Source organism: Ensifer sp. ENS08, from assembly GCF_014852195.1.
Lineage (GTDB): Bacteria > Pseudomonadota > Alphaproteobacteria > Rhizobiales > Rhizobiaceae > Ensifer > Ensifer adhaerens.
In genome coordinates this window covers 226,286-250,297 of record NZ_JACVBF010000003.1, presented here as the reverse complement: position 1 = coordinate 250,297, position 24,012 = coordinate 226,286, and the positions used below count along the sequence as shown (strand labels likewise).

The 24,012-nt window shown below is 61.4% G+C and carries 20 protein-coding genes; 18 read left to right on the top strand and 2 right to left on the bottom strand.

Annotated features, from left to right (window positions below; translation table 11 throughout):
• The first annotated feature begins 51 nt into the window (after window positions 1–51).
• From pyrH to rseP, 5 genes are read left to right on the top strand one after another with little or no spacing between them, the layout of a single operon-like run.
• Complete coding sequence (pyrH, locus tag IB272_RS11215) at window positions 52–774, top strand: UMP kinase (RefSeq protein WP_034796706.1); 723 nt, start codon at window positions 52–54, stop codon at window positions 772–774.
• 53 nt (window positions 775–827) lie between these two features.
• Complete coding sequence (gene frr / locus IB272_RS11210) at window positions 828–1,388, top strand: ribosome recycling factor (RefSeq protein ID WP_034796704.1); 561 nt, start codon at window positions 828–830, stop codon at window positions 1,386–1,388.
• 42 nt (window positions 1,389–1,430) lie between these two features.
• Window positions 1,431–2,174, top strand: a complete 744-nt coding sequence (locus IB272_RS11205; protein ID WP_060585290.1) for an isoprenyl transferase — start codon at window positions 1,431–1,433, stop codon at window positions 2,172–2,174.
• On the top strand, window positions 2,174–3,007 hold the full coding sequence (locus tag IB272_RS11200) for a phosphatidate cytidylyltransferase (protein ID WP_060585288.1): 834 nt from the start codon (window positions 2,174–2,176) through the stop codon (window positions 3,005–3,007). The genes IB272_RS11205 and IB272_RS11200 overlap by 1 nt, the downstream gene beginning before the upstream one ends.
• Window positions 3,008–3,038: 31 nt before the next feature.
• Window positions 3,039–4,172, top strand: a complete 1,134-nt coding sequence (rseP, locus tag IB272_RS11195) for an RIP metalloprotease RseP (protein WP_034796698.1) — start codon at window positions 3,039–3,041, stop codon at window positions 4,170–4,172.
• 84 nt (window positions 4,173–4,256) lie between these two features.
• Here rseP and IB272_RS11190 read toward each other — a convergent pair whose 3' ends face one another.
• Entirely contained in the window at window positions 4,257–4,481 is a 225-nt protein-coding gene (locus tag IB272_RS11190; RefSeq protein ID WP_162251000.1) for a hypothetical protein, read from the bottom strand.
• Between IB272_RS11190 and bamA the strand changes: the two genes are divergently transcribed.
• From bamA to lpxB, 6 genes are read left to right on the top strand one after another with little or no spacing between them, the layout of a single operon-like run.
• Entirely contained in the window at window positions 4,423–6,756 is a 2,334-nt protein-coding gene (gene bamA / locus IB272_RS11185; RefSeq protein ID WP_060585286.1) for an outer membrane protein assembly factor BamA, read from the top strand. The two genes, IB272_RS11190 and bamA, sit on opposite strands and share 59 nt — an antisense overlap.
• 44 nt (window positions 6,757–6,800) lie before the next feature.
• Window positions 6,801–7,868, top strand: coding sequence for a UDP-3-O-(3-hydroxymyristoyl)glucosamine N-acyltransferase (gene lpxD / locus IB272_RS11180; RefSeq protein WP_060585283.1), 1,068 nt, complete (start codon window positions 6,801–6,803; stop codon window positions 7,866–7,868).
• Window positions 7,861–8,325, top strand: coding sequence for a 3-hydroxyacyl-ACP dehydratase FabZ (gene fabZ / locus IB272_RS11175; RefSeq protein WP_034796695.1), 465 nt, complete (start codon window positions 7,861–7,863; stop codon window positions 8,323–8,325). The genes lpxD and fabZ overlap by 8 nt, the downstream gene beginning before the upstream one ends.
• Window positions 8,322–9,137 carry an acyl-ACP--UDP-N-acetylglucosamine O-acyltransferase gene (gene lpxA, locus IB272_RS11170; RefSeq protein ID WP_060585280.1) on the top strand — a complete coding sequence of 272 codons (816 nt, stop codon included), beginning with the start codon at window positions 8,322–8,324 and terminating at the stop codon, window positions 9,135–9,137. Before fabZ ends, lpxA begins: the two co-directional genes overlap by 4 nt.
• Before the next feature lie 5 nt (window positions 9,138–9,142).
• Window positions 9,143–10,030, top strand: coding sequence for an LpxI family protein (locus IB272_RS11165; protein WP_060585276.1), 888 nt, complete (start codon window positions 9,143–9,145; stop codon window positions 10,028–10,030).
• The gene (lpxB, locus tag IB272_RS11160) at window positions 10,027–11,202 is read left to right on the top strand and encodes a lipid-A-disaccharide synthase (RefSeq protein ID WP_060585273.1); all 1,176 of its coding nucleotides are present in this window, start codon (window positions 10,027–10,029) and stop codon (window positions 11,200–11,202) included. The genes IB272_RS11165 and lpxB overlap by 4 nt, the downstream gene beginning before the upstream one ends.
• Window positions 11,203–11,401: 199 nt before the next feature.
• On the opposite strand, the gene gltA is transcribed toward lpxB, so the two are convergent.
• The gene (gltA, locus tag IB272_RS11155; RefSeq protein ID WP_034796688.1) at window positions 11,402–12,691 is read right to left on the bottom strand and encodes a citrate synthase; all 1,290 of its coding nucleotides are present in this window, start codon (window positions 12,689–12,691) and stop codon (window positions 11,402–11,404) included.
• A gap of 315 nt (window positions 12,692–13,006) precedes the next feature.
• Between gltA and IB272_RS11150 the strand changes: the two genes are divergently transcribed.
• The 7 genes from IB272_RS11150 (at window position 13,007) to IB272_RS11120 (ending at window position 23,678) form a co-directional block, all read left to right on the top strand.
• A complete protein-coding gene (locus IB272_RS11150; protein ID WP_060583203.1) occupies window positions 13,007–15,481 on the top strand; it encodes a ComEC/Rec2 family competence protein in 2,475 nt (824 codons plus the stop codon).
• 183 nt (window positions 15,482–15,664) lie between these two features.
• On the top strand, window positions 15,665–16,747 hold the full coding sequence (gene exbB / locus IB272_RS11145; RefSeq protein WP_060583204.1) for a tonB-system energizer ExbB: 1,083 nt from the start codon (window positions 15,665–15,667) through the stop codon (window positions 16,745–16,747).
• A 3-nt stretch (window positions 16,748–16,750) separates the two neighbouring features.
• Window positions 16,751–17,176 (top strand): TonB system transport protein ExbD, encoded by a 426-nt coding sequence (gene exbD / locus IB272_RS11140; protein WP_034796684.1) that lies wholly within the window; start codon window positions 16,751–16,753, stop codon window positions 17,174–17,176.
• Window positions 17,177–17,380: 204 nt separating this feature from the next.
• A complete protein-coding gene (locus IB272_RS11135; protein WP_060583185.1) occupies window positions 17,381–18,046 on the top strand; it encodes a protein-L-isoaspartate O-methyltransferase in 666 nt (221 codons plus the stop codon).
• Between the two features lie 290 nt (window positions 18,047–18,336).
• Window positions 18,337–19,704, top strand: coding sequence for a TolC family outer membrane protein (locus IB272_RS11130; protein WP_034796676.1), 1,368 nt, complete (start codon window positions 18,337–18,339; stop codon window positions 19,702–19,704).
• A 208-nt stretch (window positions 19,705–19,912) separates the two neighbouring features.
• Entirely contained in the window at window positions 19,913–20,716 is an 804-nt protein-coding gene (locus tag IB272_RS11125) for a PopZ family protein (protein ID WP_034796675.1), read from the top strand.
• A gap of 121 nt (window positions 20,717–20,837) precedes the next feature.
• Window positions 20,838–23,678: a valine--tRNA ligase gene (locus tag IB272_RS11120; protein WP_034796674.1), complete on the top strand. Its 2,841-nt coding sequence runs from the start codon at window positions 20,838–20,840 to the stop codon at window positions 23,676–23,678.
• The last annotated feature ends 334 nt before the right edge of the window (window positions 23,679–24,012 follow it).

Genomic DNA, 24,012 nt, shown 5'->3' with positions numbered 1-24,012 from the left:
CGCTGTGCGCCGCCATCGTGCGCACGCGCGCCGATCTGTTCAGGAGCGATGATGCCGGCCGAGCCACTCTACAAACGCGTTCTACTCAAAGCCTCCGGTGAAGCTCTCATGGGCAGCCAGGGCTTCGGCATCGATGTGGCGGTCGCTGACCGGATCGCCGCAGATATCGCCGAAGCGCGCGCCATGGGCGTCGAAGTGGGCGTGGTTGTCGGCGGCGGCAATATCTTCCGCGGCGTGGCCGTCGCTTCCAAGGGCGGCGACCGGGTAACCGGCGACCACATGGGCATGCTGGCAACCGTCATCAATGCGCTGGCGCTCGCAACGTCGCTGCGCAAGCTCGACATCGATACGGTCGTGCTCTCGGCGATCGCGATGCCGGAAATCTGCGAGAGCTTCTCGCAGCGCGCAACGCTCTACCATCTTTCCCTCGGGCGCGTCGTGATCTTCGCCGGCGGCACGGGCAATCCCTTCTTCACGACCGACTCTGCCGCCGCCCTTCGCGCCGCCGAAATGGGCGCGCAGGCGATCTTCAAGGGCACCCAGGTCGATGGCATCTATTCCGCCGACCCGAAGAAGGATCCGGACGCGACCCGCTTCGACCGCCTGACGCACAGCGAAGTCCTCGAGAAGGGGCTTGCCGTCATGGATGTTGCCGCCGTCGCGCTTGCACGCGAAAATGCCATTCCGATCGTTGTCTTCTCCATTCATGAGAAGGGTGGCTTTGCGGAAATATTGACCGGCGGCGGTCGCGCGACCATCGTCACAGACAATTAAGAAGCTGCAGAACGGCCCTCGGGCCGGCGAATGATAGAACGGGAGTTTCGACCATGAGTGAAGGTGTTGACCTGAAGGAACTGAAGCGTCGCATGGATGGCGCCATTTCCGCATTCAAGAGCGATATCGCGTCGCTCCGTACCGGCCGCGCGTCGGCGAACGTTCTCGATCCGGTGACCGTCGAAGCCTATGGCTCACGCGTGCCGCTCAACCAGGTGGCGAACATCACGGTTCCCGAGCCGCGCATGCTGTCCGTCTCGGTCTGGGACAAGCAGATGGTCGGCGCTGTGGATCGCGGCATTCGCGAATCGAACCTCGGCCTCAATCCGATCATCGACGGCCAGAACCTGCGCATTCCGCTGCCGGAACTCAACGAAGAGCGCCGCAAGTCGCTCGTCAAAGTGGCACATGACTACGCCGAAAAGGCGAAGGTCGCCGTGCGCCACGTGCGCCGCGACGGCATGGACGACCTGAAAAAAGCCGAAAAGGATGGCGACATCGGTCAAGATATCAGCCGTTCTCAGTCCGAGCGCGTGCAAAAGATGACCGACGAAACGATTTCCGATATCGACCGCTTGCTCGTCGAGAAGGAAAAGGAAATCATGCAGGTCTGATCTGCTCTGCTCGTGATCTGAGTCTCCTTTCGCGGACGCCTTATGCAAAACCTCACTTCCACGACCGTTCCGGAACATGTTGCCATCATCATGGATGGCAACGGGCGTTGGGCGAACGCGCGTGGGCTGCCGCGCACGATGGGGCACCGCAAGGGTGTCGAGACCGTTCGCGCCGCCGTCAAGACGGCGGGCGACTTGGGGATCCGCTACCTCACGCTTTTTGCCTTTTCCTCGGAAAACTGGAGCAGGCCGGCGGCGGAAGTCAGCGATCTGATGGGGCTGCTCAAGACCTTCATCCGCCGGGATCTTGCCGATCTGCACCGCGAGAATGTCCGCATCCGAGTCATCGGTGACCGCTCCAACCTCAGAGGCGACATTCTACCGTTGCTGGTGGAGGCGGAGGAAACGACGCGGGCAAATACCGGGATTACGCTCGTCATTGCCTTCAATTACGGCGCCCGGGACGAAATGACACGAGCCATGCGGCGGCTGGCGACGGAAGTCGCCGAAGGACGCTTGCGGCCGGAAGACATCAACCCCGAGCGTATCGCGGCGATGCTGGACACGTCGGACATTCCCGATCCGGACCTGATCATCCGCACCAGCGGCGAAGAGCGTCTCTCGAATTTCCTTCTTTGGCAGGGCGCCTATTCGGAACTGATCTTCGTTCCGGAGTTGTGGCCGGACTTTACGCGCGAAACGTTCCTGGCGGCGCTTGAAAAATACGCCTGCCGCGAGCGCCGCTTCGGCGGCGTCGCCGAGCCCACATTGGCGGTCGGTTCCTGATGCAGACTGAACTTAAGCTTCGTATCGCTTCGGGCGTGGTCCTCGCAGCGGTGACACTGGCGGCGACCTGGTTCGGCGGTTTGGCGTTTCAGTTGCTGTCGGCGCTGATTGCGCTGCTCGTCTATTATGAGTGGTCGACGATCACGGACCTCCAGGAGCGGGATTTCCAAGGCAATGCCGTTGGCTGGCTGGCCGTCGTGATCATCGCCGGCCTGATCGTGACCGGCTATATCGGCTACAGCCTTCCGGTCCTGGCCGCTTTTGTAGTTCTCACTGTCCTTTGGGTATTTCTGCAGAAGACCAGTTGGTGGCTGCCGGGTGGCATCGCCTATGCCGGGCTGACCGGCATTTCGCTTGCGGCCCTTCGCGGCGCCGACGATCTTGGCTTGATGGCGACGCTGTTCGTCTTTGCCGTCGTCTGGGCGACCGACATCTTCGCCTATTTTACCGGCCGCGCGATCGGTGGACCGAAGCTCGCGCCACGCATATCGCCCGGCAAGACATGGTCGGGTGCCATCGGTGGCACAATTTGCGGCATCGTTGCCGGTGTTGCCGTCTTTATGGCTTATTTTTCACTGCAAGATCTCCGCATTCCGATCATTGCGCTGGTGCTTTCCGTCGCCAGCCAAGTGGGAGACTTGTTCGAATCCTTCATCAAGCGCCGTTTTGGGGTGAAGGATTCCAGCCGTCTCATTCCGGGGCATGGCGGCGTTATGGATCGGGTCGACGGGTTGATTTTCGCGTGTGTCGCGGCGTTGATTCTGGTCATGATTCAGTATTTCGTCAGCGATGGGCGCCAGATCGCTTTCGGATCCGTCCTGTATAGCCTTTGAGCTTTGGCCCGCGGGTGCTTGAGGAACGTTCATGACATATCTGCTTGATGCCCTTCAGATTCTGACCGGCTACGTCGTCCCATTTCTTCTGGTGCTGACGCTGCTGGTCTTTGTGCACGAGATGGGCCACTACCTCGTCGGCCGCTGGTCGGGCATCCGCATTCTGGCTTTTTCGATCGGCTTTGGCCCTGAGCTCGTCGGCTGGACCGACCGGCACGGAACGCGGTGGAAACTGGCGGCGATTCCCCTTGGCGGTTACGTCAAGTTCTACGGCGACGAGGATGCGGCGAGCGTGCCGGACTACAAGCGCCTGGAGGCGCTGGCGCCGGAAGAGCGCAGCCAGACCTTCCTCGGCGCCAAATTGTGGAAGCGTGCGGCAACCGTCGCCGCCGGACCGATCGCAAACTTCATTCTCGCCATCGCCATCTTTGCCGTGCTGTTTTCCGTCTACGGGCGTCAGGTCGCCGATCCGGTGGTTGCGCGGGTGAATGAGAACAGTGCTGCTGCGCAAGCCGGTGTCGTGCCGGGAGACCGTCTGATTTCGATCGACGGCACGCCGGTCGTCACCTTCGACGACGTTCGTCGCTACGTCAGTGTTCGCCCGGAAATGCCGATTTCGATCCGAATCGAACGCAACGGCGCGATGCTCGATCTGTCCATGGTGCCGCAGCGTACCGAGCTCACGGATCAGTTTGGCAACAAGATGGAAATCGGCGTCATCGGTATCCTGACCGACCAGGAAGCCGGCAATTTCCGCACGGTCAACTATGGTCCGATCGAGGCCGTCGGGCAGGGCGTCCTGCAAAGCTGGCACGTTGTCACCGGTACTTTCGACTATCTCTCCAATGTCGTGACCGGGCGGATGAAGGCAGATCAGATCGGCGGACCGATCCGCGTCGCCAAGGTCTCGGGGCAGATGGCGACGCTTGGAATTCCGTTTTTGCTGAATATTGCCGCGATCCTGTCTGTTTCCATAGGATTGCTTAACCTCATGCCCGTTCCGGTGCTTGATGGCGGCCACTTGATGTTCTATGCGGTTGAGGCCTTGCGCGGAAGGCCGGTGGGCCCGGCCGCGCAGGATGTCGCTTACCGGATCGGTTTTGCCATGGTGCTGATGCTCATGGTCTTTGCCACCTGGAACGACATATCGATGTTCTTCGGCTAGCGTTCGGCCGGGGAAACGGCGAGGGGGATTTCGAAGGATACTGTGAACGATTGGTTTTCAACGGCTTGCGACGAAAGGTTTTGTTTACGATAAATCGAAGCTGTAGTGGCCGTTAAGCCACGGTTCGAATTGAAGTAAACAGAAATTAACGAGCTGGCTTGCTTGTATGGGAAAAGCGGTTAAAACGGCAACCGTGACCGGAGTCGGCACGAAACTGCCGCGCGACGTTTGGAAAAGGTAAGATTTGAACATGAAAGCTGGTTCAAGGTTTTTGAACGCGGTGTCGGCGGCTGCGCTGTCAACAAGCATTGTTGTTTCCGGCGCTGGTGTTGGGTTGCTCGCAGGCACGTCCGTTGCAGAAGCTGCGGTCATCAATCGTGTCGAAGTGCGCGGCGCCACGCGCGTCAGCGCTGAAACGGTTCGCGCCAACATCACGATCGTTCCGGGCAAGAGCTTCAACAACACCGACATCGACGCTTCCGTGAAGCGCCTGTATGCGACCGGCTACTTCTCCGACGTCAGCATCAACGTTTCCGGCGGCACGCTGGTCGTCAGCGTCAGCGAGAATCAGCTTGTCAACCAGGTCGTCTTCAACGGCAACCGCAAGATCAAGGACGACAAGCTGCAGGGCGTTGTGCGCACGCAGCCGCTCGGTCCTTACAGCGAAGCGACGGTCGAGACGGACATCCAGTCGATCAAGGACGCCTATGCGGCGATCGGTCGTGGCGATGTCACGGTGACGACGCAGGTCGTTCCTGTCGCCGAAGGTCGCGTCAACCTCGCGTTCGTCATCAACGAAGGCGAGCGCACCAAGATTTCTCAGATCAACTTCGTCGGCAACGAAGCCTACAGCGACGGTCGTCTGCAGTCGGTCATCGCGACGAAGGAATCGGGCATTTTCTCCTTCATTACGCGGAAGGACGTCTACAATCCCGACAAGCTGCGCGCGGACGAAGAACTGTTGCGTCAGTTCTACTACAACCGCGGCTACGCCGACTTCCAGGTCGTTACCTCGGATGCGACCTTGAATGAAGCGACCAACGAATACACGGTGACGATCACCGTCGAAGAAGGTCCGCGCTACGACTTTGGTTCCGTCAACGTCGAATCGACCGTTGAGGGCATCAACGCCGAAGAACTGAAGGGGCTTATCGTCAGCCGTCAGGGTTCGGTCTACAAGGCCAAGGACGTTCAGGCGACGATGACCGAGATCTCGAAGCGCGTCGCTTCGGCTGGCTACCCGTTCGCTCGCGTCACGCCTCGCGGCAACCGCGATCTCGGCAACCACACGATCGCCGTCGACTACCTCGTCGACCAGGGCGAGCGTGCCTATGTCGAGCGTATCGAAATCCGCGGCAACACCCGTACCCGCGATTATGTTATCCGTCGCGAGTTCGACATGGGTGAAGGCGACGCCTTCAACCAGGAAATGGTAGCGCGCGCCAAGCGTCGTCTCGAGGCTCTCGGTTACTTCTCGAGCGTCAACGTTTCGACCGCTCCGGGCAGCGCCGCTGACCGTGTTGTCGTAATCGTCGACGTACAGGATCAGTCGACCGGTTCGTTCGGTATCGGTGCAGGTTACTCCGCCGGCAGCGGTGGTGGCTTCCTCGTCGAAGCTTCGATCGAAGAGAAGAACTTCCTCGGTCGCGGTCAGTACATCCGCGTCGCCGCTGGTCGTGGCGACGAAAGCCGCACGTACAACGTTTCGTTCACCGAACCGTATTTCCTTGGCTACCGTCTGGCTGCAGGCTTCGACGTCTTCAAGAACGAAAACGACTTCGATGACGACAACTACAGCTACGAAGATCAAGGCTTCAGCCTGCGCGTGACCGCGCCGATCACAGAGAACCTGTCGACGACGCTGCGTTACAATTTCACGCAGTTCGACTATAGCGGTAACGTCGCGAAGCTTTCTTCGCCGTACGTTCGCGCGGTCGAGGGTGGCAACTGGGTTCGTTCGTCGGTGTCGCAGTCGATCACGTACAACACGCTCGACGATGCGCAGCTGCCGCATGACGGCATTCTCGCGACCTTCACGCATGAATTCGCCGGCCTCGGTGGTGACTCCGACTTCTACAAGATGACCGGTAAGGCCAAGTGGTACTACACCGTTAACGACGAAGCCGACATCATCGCTTCGCTCGGCGGTAGCGCCGGCCATATCTTCGAAACCGGTAGCGATCTGCAGGTCTTCGACCAGTTCCAGCTCGGCACCAGCGACATCCGTGGCTTCGAGCGTAACGGTGTTGGTCCTCGGGACAAGGCAACGGGCGATGCGCTCGGCGGTACGACCTACTTCACGGCTTCGGCCGAGGCGACGTTCCCGCTTCCGGGTATCCCGCGTGACAGCGGCTTCCGCGGTGCGGTCTTCGCTGATGCCGGCACGCTTTACAGCAACCAGGTCAAGATGGCCCCGGGCGAGACCGTGCAGGGCAACAACTCGTCGCTGCGTGCATCGGTCGGTGTTGGTCTGATCTGGGCTTCGCCCTTCGGTCCGCTGCGCGTCGACTACGCATGGCCGATCGCCAAGGAAGATTTCGACAAGGTTCAGAACTTGAAGTTCGGTATTTCCTCGTCGTTCTGATAAGAAGCAGTCCAGAACTGCCAGAAGATCGTTCTGGAGTGTACATGGAACAGAACTGGTTTTTTCCGCCCCACGATGGGATCCGCCTGGGCGACCTGGCGGATCGAATTGGGGCGGAGTTGGTTGATGTCGCGGTCGCTGACCGCGCCGTCTGCTCCGTAGCGCCGGTCTATCGGGCAAAGCCCGGTGACGTCTGCTATATGTTGTCTCGCAAGAGCCGCGCCGAACTCGAAACGTGTGAGGCATCGGCAATCATTTGCGATAAGACGATTTCGTCTCTCATCCCTGCACATATTCCCGTCCTTTTGACAGCTCGGCCGCACACGGCCTTTGCGCTTGCTGGCACGTTGTTGCACGAGATTGCGATGCGTCCGGCACGCAATACGAGCCTGCGCGGCATCGCCCCTGGGGCGTTCGTGGATCCGACGGCGCGGCTTGAGGACGATGTCGAGGTCGAACCGACGGCTGTGGTTGGTGCCGGCGCCGAGATCGGCCGCGGCACGCGGATCGCGGCCGGCGCGGTCATCGGCCCAGGCGTGCGCATCGGTCGCGAGTGCACGATTGCCGCAGGTGCAAGCGTGCTTTGCGCTCTCGTCGGCAACAGCGTGATCATTCACCCCGGCGCTCGCATCGGTCAGGACGGCTTCGGCTATGCGCCGGGTCCGAAAGGCGGGATGATCAAGATCGTTCAGGTCGGACGGGTGATCATTCAGGATCATGTCGAGATCGGCGCGAATACGACCATCGACCGTGGCACGATGGATGACACAGTGATCGGCGAGGGTACGAAGATCGACAATCTCGTTCAGATCGGTCACAACGTGCGCATTGGTCGCTATTGCGGCATCGTCAGCGGGGTCGGCATCGCCGGCAGCACAAAGATCGGCGATGGCGTCATGATCGGCGGCGGCAGCGGCGTCAATGGCCATATCACCGTTGGTGATGGCGTCCAGATCGCCGCCATGAGCGGCGTGGCGGCTGATGTTCCCGCCGGCGAACGGTACGGCGGTATTCCAGCGCGCCCGATGCGTGATTTCCTGCGCGACGTTGCGGAAATGGCCATGCGGGCAGAGGAAAGACAGAAAAAGAAGAAGGGCGGCGCGAATGAGTGAAGCAGCAACGGTTCTCGGCACGGCGGATATTCAGGAAATCCTGAAACTGCTTCCCCATCGCTACCCATTTCTGCTCGTCGATCGCATCATCGAGATCGACGGCGACAATTCGGCGATCGGCATCAAGAACGTTTCGGCGAACGAGCCGCATTTCACCGGCCACTTCCCGGAGCAGCCGATCATGCCGGGCGTCCTGCTGGTCGAGGGCATGGCGCAGACCGCCGGCGCGATCTGCGCCCGCAAGGTGGGAACCGGCACGAACCTGGTCTATTTCATGACCATCGACAATGCCCGTTTCCGCAAGCCGGTCGTGCCCGGAGATCGCGTCGAATTCCATGTCGTGAAGCAGAAGCAGCGCGGCAATATCTGGAAATTTCACTGTGACGCAAAAGTTGACGGGCAACTTGTCGCAGAAGCTGATATCGGCGCGATGATAGTCAGCAAGGAAGACGCCTGAACATGATTGCAGCATCTGCGAAGATCCACCCGTCCTCGATCGTCGAGAGCGGTGCTGTGATCGGCGAGAACGTCAAGATCGGCCCGTTTTGCTACATCGGGCCGAAAGTCGTTCTGGGCGACGATATCGAGCTTCTCAGCCATGTCGTGGTGATCGGCCGGACGACCGTCGGCAAGGGAACGAAGATTTTCCCGAACGCCGTTATCGGCGGTGACTCCCAAAGCGTTCATCACAGTGCCGTCGATACCGAGCTTCTGATCGGCGCCAATTGCACGATCCGTGAAGGCGTGACGATGAACACCGGTACCGTCGAGCATGGCGGTAAGACGGTCGTCGGCGATAACAATCTCTTTCTCGCCAACTCGCACGTGGCGCATGATTGCCGCCTCGGCAGCAACATCATCCTGTCCAACAATGTGATGCTGGCGGGCCACGTCACGGTCGAAGATCGCGTCATTCTCGGCGGCGGCTGTGCGGTCCACCAGTTCACCCGCGTCGGCCGTCAGGCCTTTGTCGGCGGTCTGTCGGCTGTCAGCTACGACGTCATTCCCTATGGCATGCTCAACGGCAATCCCGGTCTGCTGAGCGGTCTGAATGTCGTCGGCATGAGCCGGGCTGGCATCGATCGTGCAACGATCCATGTGGTTCGCCGGGCCTACAAGCAGATCTTCGAAGGGCCGGAATCGATCCGCGCCAATGCCGCAGCGATTCGCGAAGACTATATGGATTGCGCGCCGGTCATGGAAATCCTCGATTTCATCGGCGCCGAGAGCGACCGCGCGCTATCTTCGCCGCAACGCGGCAAGGCCTGACCGTGATGTCTTCTGCTGCGAGCCGCGCGGCGACCAGCGGCCGGCTCGCAATCATCGCTGGTGGCGGCGCGCTGCCTCATCACGTTGCCGAAGCGGTTCGTGCACGCGGCGAAGATCCCTACATCATCGCGCTCACGCGTGAAGCGGAAGAAACCGATTGGGTCGATTTTGACCATTCGGTTCTGGCGATCGGCGATTTCGCCAATATCAGCCGCACATTCAAAGAAGAGGGCATCGACCGCGTCGTCTTGTCCGGGTGGGTTCGGCGTCGGCCGGAGTGGCGCGATATCCGCCCGACGTTGCGGACCCTCGCAAAGATACCGTCAGTGCTGAAGACCTTGGTCTCGGGCGGGGACGATGCGGTTCTGCGCATGGCGATGCAGCTGATCGAGGCAAGCGGCGCGCACGTCATCGGCGTGCACGAGGTGGTACCCAATCTCCTGGCCGAATCAGGCCCCATCGGTGCTGTGAACCCTGACGGTGACGACCAACGCGACATAGAAGCGGGCATCGCTGCGGCCAACGCGCTCGGCGCGCTCGACGTGGGGCAGGGGGCGGTTGCGGTCGGCGGGCGTGTCGTAGCGCTCGAGGGCGCGGAGGGCACGGACGCCATGCTGGAGCGTGTCGCTGTCTTGAAGGCGGAGGGGCGCGTCTCTTCGCGCCGGCGCGGCGTTCTCGTCAAACTTTGCAAGCCCGGGCAGGATCTGCGCGCGGACCTGCCGTCGATCGGCCCGTCCACCATCGCGCTTGCCGAGCGGGCCGGTCTTGCCGGTGTTGCCGTCGAAGCCGGACGGGCGCTGGTGCTGGAACGTAGCGAAGTGGTCAAGGTCGCCGATCAAGCGGGGCTTTTTGTCGCCGGAGTGGAGCGCACTTCCGGAGGTATCAGACGATGAACGCGCCACGTTACAAGCTCGCAGTGATCGCGGGTGAAGTTTCCGGCGACCTTCTGGGTGCCGATCTCGTCCGCGCGCTTCGGGCGCAAAGCCATTCTGACGTCGAACTCGTCGGGGTCGGCGGCGAGGCGCTGGAGGCCGAGGGCCTTCGCTCGTTGTTCGACTATTCCGAACTGTCGATCATGGGCTTCACCCAGGTGCTCGCCCGTCTGCCGAAGCTGATCATGCGTATTCGCCAAACGGCAAAGGCGATCATCGCAGCCCGACCCGACGCGCTTCTGATCATTGATAGCCCGGATTTCACCCACCGCGTGGCGCGAAAAGTGCGCGCCGCATTGCCGGATCTGCCCGTCATCAACTACGTCTGCCCGAGCGTCTGGGCCTGGAAGCCGGAGCGAGCACCGCGCATGCGCGGCTACGTCGATCACGTGCTCGCCGTCTTGCCGTTCGAGCCGGAGGCGATGGAGCGGCTGCAAGGCCCCCCGACCACTTATGTCGGCCATCGCCTTGCAAGCGACGCCAATGTGCTCGCCGTTCGCGCAAGCCGCCAGCCGCGCCTTGCGGGCGCCAAGGACGGGCGTGTTGAGACATGCCTTCTATTGCCGGGCTCGCGCTCCAGCGAGGTCGGTCGCCTGCTGCCGATCTTCCGCGCGACAGTCGAGGAACTCGAAGCCCGCCATCCGGGAATTCGCTTCCTGCTCCCGACCGTCCCGCGCCAGGAGAAGCTGGTGCGGGAAATTACCGCATCCTGGACGATCCAGCCGGAAATTTCCGTCGGTGCGGCCGACAAATGGGCGGCCTTCGATCGAGCCGACGCGGCGATTGCTGCTTCGGGTACGGTCATTCTGGAACTCGCTTTGGCTGGCGTGCCCGTGGTTTCAACCTATGCGCCGGATTTCCTGGTGAAGTTCCTGCACAAGCGCATCCGCATCTGGAGTGGCGCGCTGCCGAACCTGATCGCGGATTTCCCGATCGTCCCGGAATATTTCGGCGAATCGATCCGCCCCGGCGCGTTGACGCGCTGGATGGAGCGGCTTTCGGGCGCAACGGCGCAGCGGGCCTCGATGCTCGACGGTTACGCGCTGGTGCAGCAGCGCATGACGACCGATCATCCGCCGGGCGAGATGGCGGCCAAGATCGTTTTTGGCTATCTCAACAAGAGCCAGCCGTAAGACTTAGCGCCGCCCGAGCGCACGACTGCCGCAATACTTCTGAAGACGGTGCCTAGTGCACAGTGCGCGCTAGGGTGGCGTTGTGTTGCCGCCATTACGAGACCCGGCCACAACTGGTCCGAAACGTCGATCCTAGCCTGCAAAAACAAAAGCCCGGTCATCGCTGACCGGGCTTTGTTGTCTCTGCTGATTGTCAGTCTTAGCGCTTGGAAACCGGCACGTAGTCGCGCTGCGGAGCGCCGACATAGAGCTGGCGCGGACGGCCGATGCGCTGTTCCGGATCCTCGATCATCTCGTTCCACTGCGCGATCCAGCCGACGGTACGGGCAAGCGCGAAGAGAACGGTGAACATGGTGGTGGGGAAGCCGAGAGCCTTCAGCGTGATGCCCGAGTAGAAGTCGATGTTCGGGTAGAGCTTCTTCTCGATGAAGTACTCGTCGGTGAGCGCGATGCGTTCGAGTTCCATCGCCACTTCGAGGAGCGGATCGTCCTTGTGGCCGAGTTCGGCGAGCACTTCATGCGTGGTCTTCTGCATGATCTTGGCGCGCGGATCGTAGTTCTTGTAGACGCGGTGACCGAAGCCCATCAGGCGGAACGGATCGTTCTTATCCTTGGCGCGGGCGATGAATTCCGGAATACGGTCGGCCGTGCCGATTTCGGCAAGCATGTTGAGTGCCGCTTCGTTGGCGCCGCCGTGCGCCGGGCCCCAGAGGCAGGCGATGCCGGCCGCGATGCAGGCGAACGGGTTGGCACCCGACGAGCCGGCGAGGCGAACCGTCGAGGTCGAAGCGTTCTGTTCGTGGTCGGCGTGCAGGATGAAGATACGGTCCATGGCGCGCGACAGAACCGGGTTGACGACATATTCTTCGCAGGGAACGGCAAAGCACATGCGCAGGAAGTTCGAGGCGTAGTCGAGGTCGTTCTTCGGGTAAACGAAGGGTTGGCCGATGTGGTACTTGTAGGCCATGGCCGCAATCGTCGGCATCTTGGCAATCATGCGTAGCGACGCAACCATGCGCTGGTGCGGATCGGTGATGTCGGTCGAGTCGTGGTAGAAGGCAGAAAGCGCGCCGACGCAGCCGCACATGACGGCCATCGGGTGTGCGTCGCGGCGGAAGCCGGTGAAGAAGCGCGACATCTGCTCGTGCACCATGGTGTGGTGCGTGACGCGGTAGTCGAAGTCAGCCTTCTGCGCCTTCGTCGGCAGTTCGCCGTAAAGCAGCAGGTAGCAGACTTCCAGGAAGTCGCCGTGCTCGGCGAGCTGTTCGATCGGATAGCCGCGGTGGAGCAGCACGCCTTCGTCGCCGTCGATATAGGTGATCTTGGATTCGCACGACGCCGTCGACGTGAAGCCCGGGTCGTAGGTGAACATCTTCGTCTGCTTGTAGAGCGAGCCGATGTCCACGACGTCAGGGCCGATGGACCCAGATCGCACCGGAAGATCCGCCGACTTTCCATCGAGTGTTACAACCGCGGTTTTATCAGTCATCGGACCCTCCGTCTTATGGCAACGTGGCACACAGACGTGCCACGACAATGAACGTTGCGAATTTGCTATATGATTTATTTTCGACTGCCAAGCTGTACGAAAGGCAAATTGTGCGATGCGAAAATGTGCATATGGCGACGCAATAATGGCATGTTACGGCAATAAGTCCAAAGAGATCAATAAGCTCGTCCGATGATGGTGCGGTACCATTCTATATAGGTTTGCCGCTTTTTTCGGCAGATAGCGCCTCGGTTGCAGTTGCGCTGCGTTGGTTGCATGATCGACCGCGAAGTCAGGGTCCAAAGTGCGGGCGCAATGAGCGAAACGGAAATGCGGCAAGCGTCGCTCGACGTCGAACGCGGAAGCTTCAGGCTTCCCGAATCCGATGCCGCCGTTGTCGTCGCGACATTACCTACGCGAGGCCGGTTCTTCCTGTTTCTCCGGCCATCGTGGCAAGCAATTGCGGGCCGCGCAGCTCGTTTCCGGCCTGCCGCGCTTAAACCGGCATTCCTCGCCGCGATCGAAGAGGAACGGGCATTCGGTCATGGTTTCGTGTTGATCCCGGTGTTCTTGATCTTCGGCGTGCTCGCCTGGCTGGCGCTGCCCTTCGATATCCGGATTGCCAATCTTGCAGTGCTGCTGTGCATTTTCGGAATAGCAGCGCTGGCCTGTCGGTGGCGGCTGGCGCCTTTGAGGGCTCCGTTGATTGCGGTTACGCTCTTCATCTGCGGCATGCTGCTGGTCGCGATCGACACGTGGTGCACCGACACGGTTGTTCTCGACGCTCCGGTGACCACGAACCTGCGGGGCGTGGTCTTTTCGCGCGAGCAGGACGATCGCGGCCGCTGGCGCTACGGGCTGGAGATCGAGGAAACGAGCCGGCCAAAGCTGCGCCGCCAGCCGCTGAAGGCGACGCTGGTGACGCGGGGCTCCGGAGAGCCGTTTCCGCTCGGCGCGATGATCGAGGGCAGGGCGCGGCTGTCTCCGCCCTCGGGTCCGGCGCTGCCCGGCCTGAACGATTTCGCCTTCGACAGCTATTTCAAGGGAATCGGCGCCGTCGGGTTTTTCTACGGCGCGCCCAAACTATCCGAGAAGGTGGCGACCGAAGAGCCCGAGGCGGCTTTCTCGCTGCGTTCGGCAGCGGCGAAAACGATGGCCGCAATGCGGGAAACGGTTGGCGAGAGGATCCGCGCCTCGATCGGCGGCGATACCGGCGCGCTTGCGGCGGCTCTGGTGACCGCAGAGGAAAGGGCCATCAGCCGGGAGACGGTCGAGGTGCTGCGACAGGCGGGGCTAGCGCATGTGCTGGCGATCTCCGGCCTCAACATGGCGCTGGCAGCCGGCACGTTTCTGATCGGCGCACGCACTGCTCTCAGCATGGTTCCGGGGCTGGCGCACCGTGTGCCGATCAAGAAGGTTGCCGCTGCCGGTGCGCTGCTGATGGTCTGCCTCTACATCCTCATTTCCGGCGGCGCCGTATCGGCACTTCGCGCCTGGATCATGATCTCGATCATGTTGGTCGCGGTGTTTTTCGACCGCATGTCGATCAGCCTGCGCAACGTCGCGCTCGCCGCAATCGTCATCGTGGTTCTCATGCCTTCGGCTGTGGCCGGGCCAGGCTTCCAGATGTCCTTCGCCGCCACCCTGGCGCTGGTTGCCGGCTACGGGCGCTGGCGCGAACGGCGCACCGGCAAGGCCGAAGCGGCTGGCGGCCGCACCAAGGGGCGCCTCATCACCGGCGTCGCCGCAGGCATCCTCATCACCTCGCTCATCGGCGGCCTGGCAACGTCGGTCTATTCGATCGCCTACTTCCACAGGCTGCCGGCCTATGGCCTGCTCGCAAACATTCTCACCATGCCGCTGATCAGCATCGTGATCATGCCCTTCGGTCTGTTCGCCATGCTGCTAATGCCGTTCGGGCTTGAGCATCTGCCTTTGATGGCGATGGCGTGGGGTCTCGATCGGATGCTCGACGTCGCCCGGTTCGTGACGTCGCTCGATGGCGAGGTCGTGACCGGCCGCATCGGACCCATCGGCTTCGTGCTGATCGCGATCGGTGGTGTTTTTCTCTGCGTGCTGCGCAGTTGGCTGGCAATCTCTGGCATCGTGCTGATCTGTGCAGGCTTCTTCAGCCTGGCATTGGAAGATGGGAGCCGGCCCGACATCGTGATCGCCGAGGACGGCCGCCTTCTCGGTCTGGTCACGGATGATGCCATCGCAACGAACCGCCCGCGCCCGCCGGACTTCATATTTTCGCAATGGCGACGGGCGCTCGCCGTGGGGGAGCACGAGCGACCAATCACGCTCCCGCCCGCAGCCGATGATCTTTACCCGGCTATCGAACAGGCGGTCCGACGAGCTCCACCGATCGATGGAGAAAAGGCTACGGCGATCCGTGTGGATTTTTCATCGGCCATCGAGGCAAGCCGGCCAGGCCGATTTGTCTGCCGCGACAAGCAATGGTGTGCGGCGCGCAGCGCCATCGGCTGGACGATCGTCACCCTCGAAAATCCGCGCCTCTTTCCCGCCCTGTGCGATCAGGCAGACCTGATCGTGGTCGCCGCGCGGGTGGATGTGGAAGCGTGCGCGCCGCGCCGAGCCCGCATCGTCGACGCACGGACGCTGCGCCGCACGGGCGCAATCGAAATCCGGGCGGAGCAGCAGGAAGGGCAGGGCTCACCCGTCATGCAAATCCGGCCGGCTTTCACGACGCTTGCCCGTCCATGGGAGCGCCATCGCACCTATGATTGGCGCAGCGACACCTTCATCGAAGATCAGCCGACGCCCTGAAAACGCCTGTCCAGTTCCGGCAATGGGTGGTTGCGAAATTATTCTTGATTGATAAACTCCACAAATCCTTGTCATTCGGTTTTCCTTTGCTTAAAGAGCCCCGGAAGCGCGCAAGGGTAGCGGCGGATGACGGAAAACCCTTCGCCCTGACACGACGAAATGGACCAGTACGTGAGGAACGAGATGCCGAGACGAGCCCGATCGACGATCAATTTGTTGGCAGCCGCGCTGCTGGTCCTGTCCTCCGCAGTTTCGCCAACGGCCGCCTTGGCCCAAGCGACGACGCAGGCACCCGCGGTTAATGGTACGCAAAGCGGAGCAACGGCGCCGTCCGCATCCGCGCCGACGGCAGAAAGTCAGGGCACGGCCGTAACCGTTCCGCCAGCGGAACCGGCGACGCAGGCGCAGCCGACACTGCAAGCTCCTGCCGCTACGTCGGGCGAGGGGGCTCCGGTAACCGTTGAAGGCGCCCCGGTGACGGCGGAAAGCGGGCCGGCAACGGGCGAGGGTGCAGCAAGCCCGGTGTTGCCGCATGATCTTTCGCCGATTGGCATGTTCATGGCCGCCGACGTGGTGGTGAAGAGCGTGATGATTGGCCTTGCGCTGGCGTCCGTCGCCACCTGGGCGATCTTTGTGGTCAAGCTGCTGGAACTCTTTGGCGCCAAGGCGCGCCTGACGCGCGCAGTTCGCCTGCTGTCGGCTGCCAACGGCCTGGCAGACGTCGAGGGAGCCTTTGACGGCAAGTCGGGACCGGCGCCCGAAATGGTCGCCGCGGCGATCGACGAAATGGCCCGCTCGGAGGCGGTGATCGACCATGCGCCGACGGGCGGCCTGAAGGAGCGTGTTTCCTCGCTTCTGACCCGCATCGAGGTTCGCGCCGGTAAGCGCATGACAAGTGGCACCGGCATCCTGGCCTCGATCGGCTCCGTCGGCCCATTCGTCGGCCTGTTCGGCACGGTCTGGGGGATCATGAATTCCTTCATCGGCATCAGCAAGGCGCAGACGACCAATCTGGCGATCGTGGCGCCGGGCATCGCGGAGGCGCTTTTGGCGACCGCTATCGGCCTGGTGGCGGCGATCCCGGCCGTCGTCATCTACAACTATTTTGCCCGCTCGGTCGGTGGCTACAAGGTCATTCTCGCCGATGCCGCGGCGGCCGTGGAACGGCTCGTCAGCCGCGACCTCGACCATCGCCTGGCCCGCAAGGCGCAGCCGCGCCGCCAGGACTTCGGTCACACCGAGACGACCATCGCAAGGATCGGGTGACCTATGGCCGGAAAAATCAGCGACGGTGGCGGCGATCTCGATGAAAACGCCGAGATCAACGTCACCCCCTTCATCGACGTCATGCTGGTGCTGTTGATCATTTTCATGGTGGCGGCGCCGCTTGCCACCGTGGACATGAAGGTGGACCTGCCGCAATCGGCCGCAAAGCCGGCTCCGCGGGACGACAAGCCGGTCTTCGTGACTTTGAAGGCGGATCTGGCTCTGGCGATCGGCAACGATGAGACGGCGCGCGAGAGCTTTGCCGACGAGTTGAAGCGCCTGACCGAAGGCAATACCGAGACGCGCGTTCTGCTGCGCGCGGACAAAGCCGTCGACTACGGTGAACTGATGACGGTGATGAACCTCATTCAGAACGCCGGCTACACCAAGATTGCCCTCGTTGGGCTGGAAGGCGCGCCGGGACGCTGATCCCGGCCGGCAATCGTGTTGCCTCCGCCATTCGCAGTGCAATTCCCTCCCGTTTTTCCGGCGCAGATTGCCGCTATCGCTTGAAACCGGCCGGGCGCCGATTTATGAGCTTACCTCAAAGGCTTTCCGACGGGAGCCAGAAGACGATCGTGCGTGCTTGCCCGAAAGCGGGCGCCGCGCCTATCCGGACACGAGGGCACTACCATGAATTTCGAAGCAGCGCGCACCAAGATGGTGGACAACCAGATCCGCACGACGGATGTCACGTCCCACTCGGTTCTGTCCGCGTTCCTGAGCGTGCCGCGCGAGGAATTCGTGCCTGCCAAGATGAAAGAGCTTGCCTACATCGACACGGATATCGCGCTTGAGGTTACCAATGGCAACGCACCGCGTTTCCTGATGGAGCCGTCGCCGCTCGCCAAGCTTCTCCAGTTGGCCGAAATCGCCAAGTCCGATGTCGTCCTGGAGATCGGCTGCGGCACCGGCTACGCGTCCGCACTGCTGTCACAGGTTGCAGGTTCGGTCGTTGCGCTCGAAAGCGATGAAGGCCTCGCCGCCACCGCGACGGAAACGCTGTCTCGCCTCGGCTACGACAACATCGCCGTCGTGACCGGCGAACTCGAGAAGGGATATGCCGCCGAGGCACCCTATGACGTGATCTTCGTTCACGGCTCGGTCGAAGTCCTGCCGACCGCTTTGTTCGAGCAGCTGCGCGATGGCGGGCGGCTGGTCGTCGTTGAAGGATTTGGCAATGCTTCTCGCGCTAAACTCTATGTGCACGAGCACGGAAAGACGTCCGAGCGCCCCGATTTCAACACTGCGGTCAAGCCGCTTCCCGGCTTCCGTCGTGCACAGGAATTTGTTTTTTGAGGTCCCGCTTATTGAGGGATGTCAACAATTAATTGCGTTGCTAAAATAACAATGTTGCCAATTCGCAACGCGGTACTTGTTTCTTTTTGAAATGGCTGCGCAGAGTATGGCTGCGCAGTTGTCGGAATGCTGATTCCGGGTTTCAAAGAGTGCAGTGGTAGTGATTTGCTCACCAGTGGGCGGTGTGAGCGCTTCATCGCCGTGTCTAGTTGGGGTCGCTTTTTGCAAAAAAAGAGCGGCGCCGCGGAAATAGAGGGCAGGCTCTGCCGCCCCGATCGGAGAGAGAAGTAATGGTGTCGATTGTCCGCAAAGCGGCCCTCCTGGCCGCCGTTTCGACAAGCTTGCTGCTTGCACCGCACGCAGTACTGGCCGAAACGATCTTCGGCGCAATGGCCAAAGCCTACGCAAACAACCCTGACCTGAACGCCGCGCGGGCCGGCCTCAGGGCGACCGACGAGAGCGTGCCGATTGCCAAGTCCGGCTTTCGCCCCCAGGTGGCGGCATTCGCGTCCGGAACGCTTTCGACCATCGACAGAGAAAAGACCCTGAGCGAAGACCTCCACCAGGGACAGGTCGGCATCACCGTAAACCAGATGGTGTTTGACGGCTTTCAGACGCTGAACAATGTGCGCGCCGCTGAATCGAACGTCTTTGCGACCCGCGAATCGCTGCGCGCCAACGAGATATCGATTCTCCTTTCGGCCGCGACCATCTATTCCAACATCGCGCGCGACCAGCAGCTCGTATCGATCCGCAAGCAGAACATCGCCTTCCTTCAGGAGCAGGTGAACGCGGCGAAAGCCCGTCTCGATGTGGGCGAAGGTACCCGAACGGACGTGAGCCTCGCCGAAGCCTCGCTCGCCAATGCCCAGTCGCAGCTTATCGTCGCCGTCGCTCAGTTGAAGCAGAGCGAAGCGACCTATGTACAGATCGTCGGCGATGTGCCGCGCGGCATCAAGCAGGCTTCGCCGGCTTCGAAGGCCCTGCCGCGCACGCTCGATCAGGCCGTCGCGACAGGTCTGCGCGAAAGCCCGATCATTCTGTCGGCGCAGTACTCCGTTGATTCGGCCGGTTATCAGGTCAAGTCGGCGGAAGGCACGATGCTCCCCGGTGTGACGCTGCAGGGCCAGGTTGGCCGCACCACCGGCAATGCCAGCCAGTTCGATAGCAATGCATCGAGCATTACGGCTCGCCTCGAAGTTCCGATCTATCAGGGTGGCGCCGAGTACGGCCAGATCCGCCAGGCCAAGGAACGTCTCGGCCAGCAGCGCATCCTCGTCGATTCGGCGCGTGCGGCGGTACAGCAGACTATTGTCTCCGCCTATGCTCAGCTGGAAGCCGCGATTGCGCGCATCTCCGCCAACAAGGCGCAGATCTCCGCCGCCAAGCTGGCTCTCGATGGCGTGATCGAAGAGCGCAAGGTCGGCCAGCGTACAACACTCGACGTGCTTGATTCGCAGCAGGACGTGCTTCAGGCACAGGAACTTCTGGCCGTTGCCCAGCGCGACGCGGTCGTTGCGAGCTATTCGCTGCTTGCTGCCGCCGCGCGGCTGACCGTGAAGGATCAGGGCCTGCAGGTTGCCGAATACCGTGCCGAAGAGCACTACGAAGTGGTCAAGGACAAGTGGTTCGGTCTTCGAACCGTTGACGGTCGCTAAGGCGTCCGTTCGCATCATTGGGTACCTGCCAACGCCTCGGGTCTTCCCCGGGGCGTTTCTATTTTTTCCCCTGAAAACAAATCTGTGCAAGAATCCTTAGCGTTGATTCGTGGCGTATGTTTCGTTCGCGAACTCACTTAAGGTTTGTCGGAAATCGGCGCATGTCCAGTTTTGGGACACATGTCTGCCGCGTCAAACGAGGATGGAAATGGCACAGCTCAATGTCGCGCGTGAACCGTCGATGGATGAAATCCTGGCATCCATTCGCAAGATCATTGAGAGCAACGAACCCGGGCAAGCCGGATTTGCGCCGCAGGAGCAGTTCGAGGACGAGGGCAACGACGAGATCGAGCTGACCATCGACAGCGAGATCGAGACGATCGCCTTTGGCCGACGCGATGAGGCGCCCAAGGCCGCGTTTGTCGAACCGGTCGTGGACAGCCAGGCCGGGCTGTCGGAGCCGTCGCCGGTAGCGCAGCCGCCGCTTTCACTTGCCGATGTCGCAGCACGGGTTCGCGCCGCGTCCGAGCGTCATACGACGGGCTTTGCCGGACGTGAGGTGCCGCCTGCGCCGCAGGTCGTCGCCATTCAGGACAGTCCGGTCGTCACCTCGCGCATGGCGGCGGTTTCCGCGCCGAAAGCGCCGGTGATCGAGCCCGCTGCTGCTGTTGAGGCGCCGGCAGAGCCGGAAGTCGTAGCGCCGCCGCCAGTCGAACTCCCGGAAGTTCTAAGCGCGGTTCCGCCGGTGGCCGCCGTCGTTCCGCCGGAAGCGCCCGCGCCGGAGACGGCGCTTGCGGCGATCGTCTCGCCGGAGGTCGGCCGCAAGGTCGCTCAGTCGTTCGGCGATCTTGCCCACGCAGTGGATCAGGAATCGCGGCGTTCCTTTGATGAAATTGCCGAAGCGATGCTGCGGCCGATGCTGCAGGAATGGCTCGATGACAATCTGCCGACGCTTGTCGAGCGGCTCGTCCGCGAGGAAATCGAACGCGTCGCGCGCGGCCCCCGCCGCTAAAAGCCGAATCCGAACACGAAAGAAGCCGCGCGATCGTCGCGGCTTTTTGCGTTCGTGTTGACTTGCACCGGCCGTTCCGGTTTACAAGACGCTGACATCAATCTCGTAAATTGGCTCCAAAATGCTTGATAAGACCTACGATTCCGCATCCGTCGACCCGCGTATCGCCAAGAAGTGGGACGAAGAAAACGCGTTTCGTGCAGGGGCGGGTGCCAAGCCCGGCGCCGACAGTTTCTGCATCGTGATCCCACCGCCGAACGTGACGGGTTCGCTGCACATGGGCCACGCGCTCAACAACACGCTTCAGGACGTGCTCGTTCGTTTCGAACGCATGCGCGGCAAGGATGTGTTGTGGCAGCCGGGCATGGACCATGCAGGCATCGCCACCCAGATGGTCGTCGAGCGTAAGCTGATGGAGAGCCAGCAGCACCGCCGGCAGATGGGCCGCGAAGCCTTCATCGAGAAGGTCTGGGAATGGAAAGCCGAATCGGGCGGGCTCATCTTCAACCAATTGAAGCGTCTTGGCGCGTCCTGCGACTGGTCGCGCGAACGCTTCACCATGGACGAAGGGCTGTCTGAGGCCGTTCTCGAGGTCTTCGTTTCGCTCTACAAGGAAGGCCTGATCTACAAGGATAAGCGCCTGGTCAACTGGGACCCGAAGCTTCTGACCGCGATTTCGGATCTGGAGGTCGAGCAGCACGAGATCAACGGCAACCTCTGGCACCTGCGCTATCCGTTGGAGCCTGGCGTAACCTTCGATTACCCGGTCGCCTTCGATGAAGAGGGCAAGGCGACCGAGTGGGAAAAGCGCGATTACCTCGTCGTCGCCACGACGCGTCCTGAAACCATGCTCGGAGACAGCGGCATCGCGGTCAATCCGGAGGATGAGCGCTACAAGCCTTTGATCGGCAAGCACGTCATTCTGCCGATCGTCGGTCGCCGCATTCCTGTCGTTGCCGACGACTATGCGGATCCGACCGCCGGTACCGGTGCGGTGAAGATCACGCCTGCGCATGATTTCAACGACTTCGACGTCGGCAAGCGCGCCGGTCTGCGCGCGATCAACATCATGACGATCGAAGGCCGCATCACGATCAAGGACAACGAGGATTTCCTCGAAGGGCTCAGCGATCCGGCTGCCCTGCACGGCGCCTGGGACGAACTCGAAGGCAAGGACCGCTTCGAAGCGCGCAAGATCATCGTTCGCATCTTCGAAGAGGCGGGCCTGCTCGACAAGATCGAGCCGCACAAGCACATGGTTCCCCATGGCGACCGTGGCGGCGTGCCGATCGAACCGCGTCTGACAGAGCAATGGTACGTTGACGCGAAGACGCTGGCCAAGCCCGCGATCGCCGCCGTCAAGGAAGGTCGGACCAACTTCGTTCCAAAGAACTGGGAGAAGACCTACTACGAGTGGATGGAAAACATTCAACCCTGGTGCGTTTCGCGCCAGCTGTGGTGGGGGCACCAGATCCCGGCCTGGTACGGTCCGGACGGTCAGGTCTTCGTCGAAAAGACCGAGGAAGAGGCGTTGCACGCGGCGATCCAGCATTATCTGGCGCATGAAGGCCCGATGAAGGCCTATGTCGAGGATCTGCTCGAGAACTTCAAGCCGGGCGAAATCCTGACGCGTGACGAAGACGTTCTCGACACCTGGTTCTCCTCGGCGCTTTGGCCGTTTTCCACGCTCGGCTGGCCGAACGAGACGCCGGAACTGGAGAAGTACTATCAGACCGACGTGCTGGTCACCGGTTTCGACATCATCTTCTTCTGGGTTGCCCGGATGATGATGATGGGCCTGCATTTCATGAAGGATGCCGACGGCACTCCGGTCGAGCCTTTCCATACGGTCTATGTCCATGCGCTCGTTCGCGACAAGAACGGCCAGAAGATGTCGAAGTCGAAGGGCAACGTCATCGATCCGCTCGAACTGATCGACGAATACGGTGCTGACGCCTTGCGCTTCACGCTGGCGATCATGGCGGCCCAGGGGCGTGACGTGAAACTCGACCCGGCCCGCATCGCCGGCTACCGCAACTTCGGCACCAAGCTGTGGAACGCGACGCGTTTTGCCCAGATGAATGGCGTTACCAGCAGCGATGGTTTCATTCCCGAAACCTCATCGCTCACCGTCAACCGCTGGATCCTGACGGAGCTGTCGCGGACCATCCGCGACGTCACCGAGGCGCTCGATGCCTATCGCTTCAACGACGCGGCCGGCAGCCTCTATCGGTTCGTCTGGAACCAGTTCTGCGATTGGTACCTCGAACTGCTGAAGCCGATCTTCAGTGGCGAGGACGAAGCGGCAAAACGCGAGTCGCAGGCCTGCGTCGCCTACGTTCTCGACGAGATCTACAAGCTGCTGCACCCGTTCATGCCGTTCATGACGGAAGAGCTCTGGGCGCAGACGGCAGGCGAGGGCCAGGAGCGTTCGACGCTGCTGTGCCACGCCGAATGGCCGGCGCCGTCCTATGCTGACGACACGGCGGCCGACGAGATCAACTGGCTGATCGATCTGGTTTCGGGCATTCGTTCGGTCCGTTCGGAGATGAACGTCCCGCCGGCGGCAACCGCGCCGCTGATCGTTGTCGGTGCCAACAACCTGACGCGCGAGCGCCTGCAGCAGCATGCCCAGGCCATCGGTCGTCTGGCGCGCGTCGAGCATATCGACCACGCCACTGTTGCGCCGCGCGGCAGCGCCCAGATTGTCGTTGGCGAGGCAACGGCCTGCCTGCCGCTCGGCAACCTGATCGACCTTTCCGCCGAGAAGGCCCGACTTGAGAAGGCGATCGCCAAGGTGGAAGCCGAGCGCGAGCGCATCCTCGGCAAGCTGGCCAATGAGAAGTTTGTCGCCAACGCAAAGCCGGAACTGGTCGAAGCGGAACGTGAACGCCTCGTAGAGCTCGATCTCCAGAAGGAATCGCTGAGCGTTGCGCTGACGCGCGTCGCCGAGGCCGGTTGAGGCCGTTAATCGACGGATTCAACGAGAGGGCGTTCAAGAGAATGCCTGACCGTCAGAAATCGAAATCCGCGGCAGAAATGCCGCGGATTTTTTATTTTAGAAATGCAAGATAGACTTCAGCCTATCGAGATTTGGCATTGATTCGATCAGTTGAATCTGCTGCGCGGGTCATTAAGCGCGCGTGGCGTTTGAGCGGAACTTCAACGGAGTTTTTCGCTGTTCTACCGCAAAAAGCGATAATGTTGTTCAGGCGACACAGGTTTTCGATGGTTTGGAAATCCATTCTAATTCAGTGGATTTCATCCATGATTTTGGAAAAATGGTTCCGATCTGG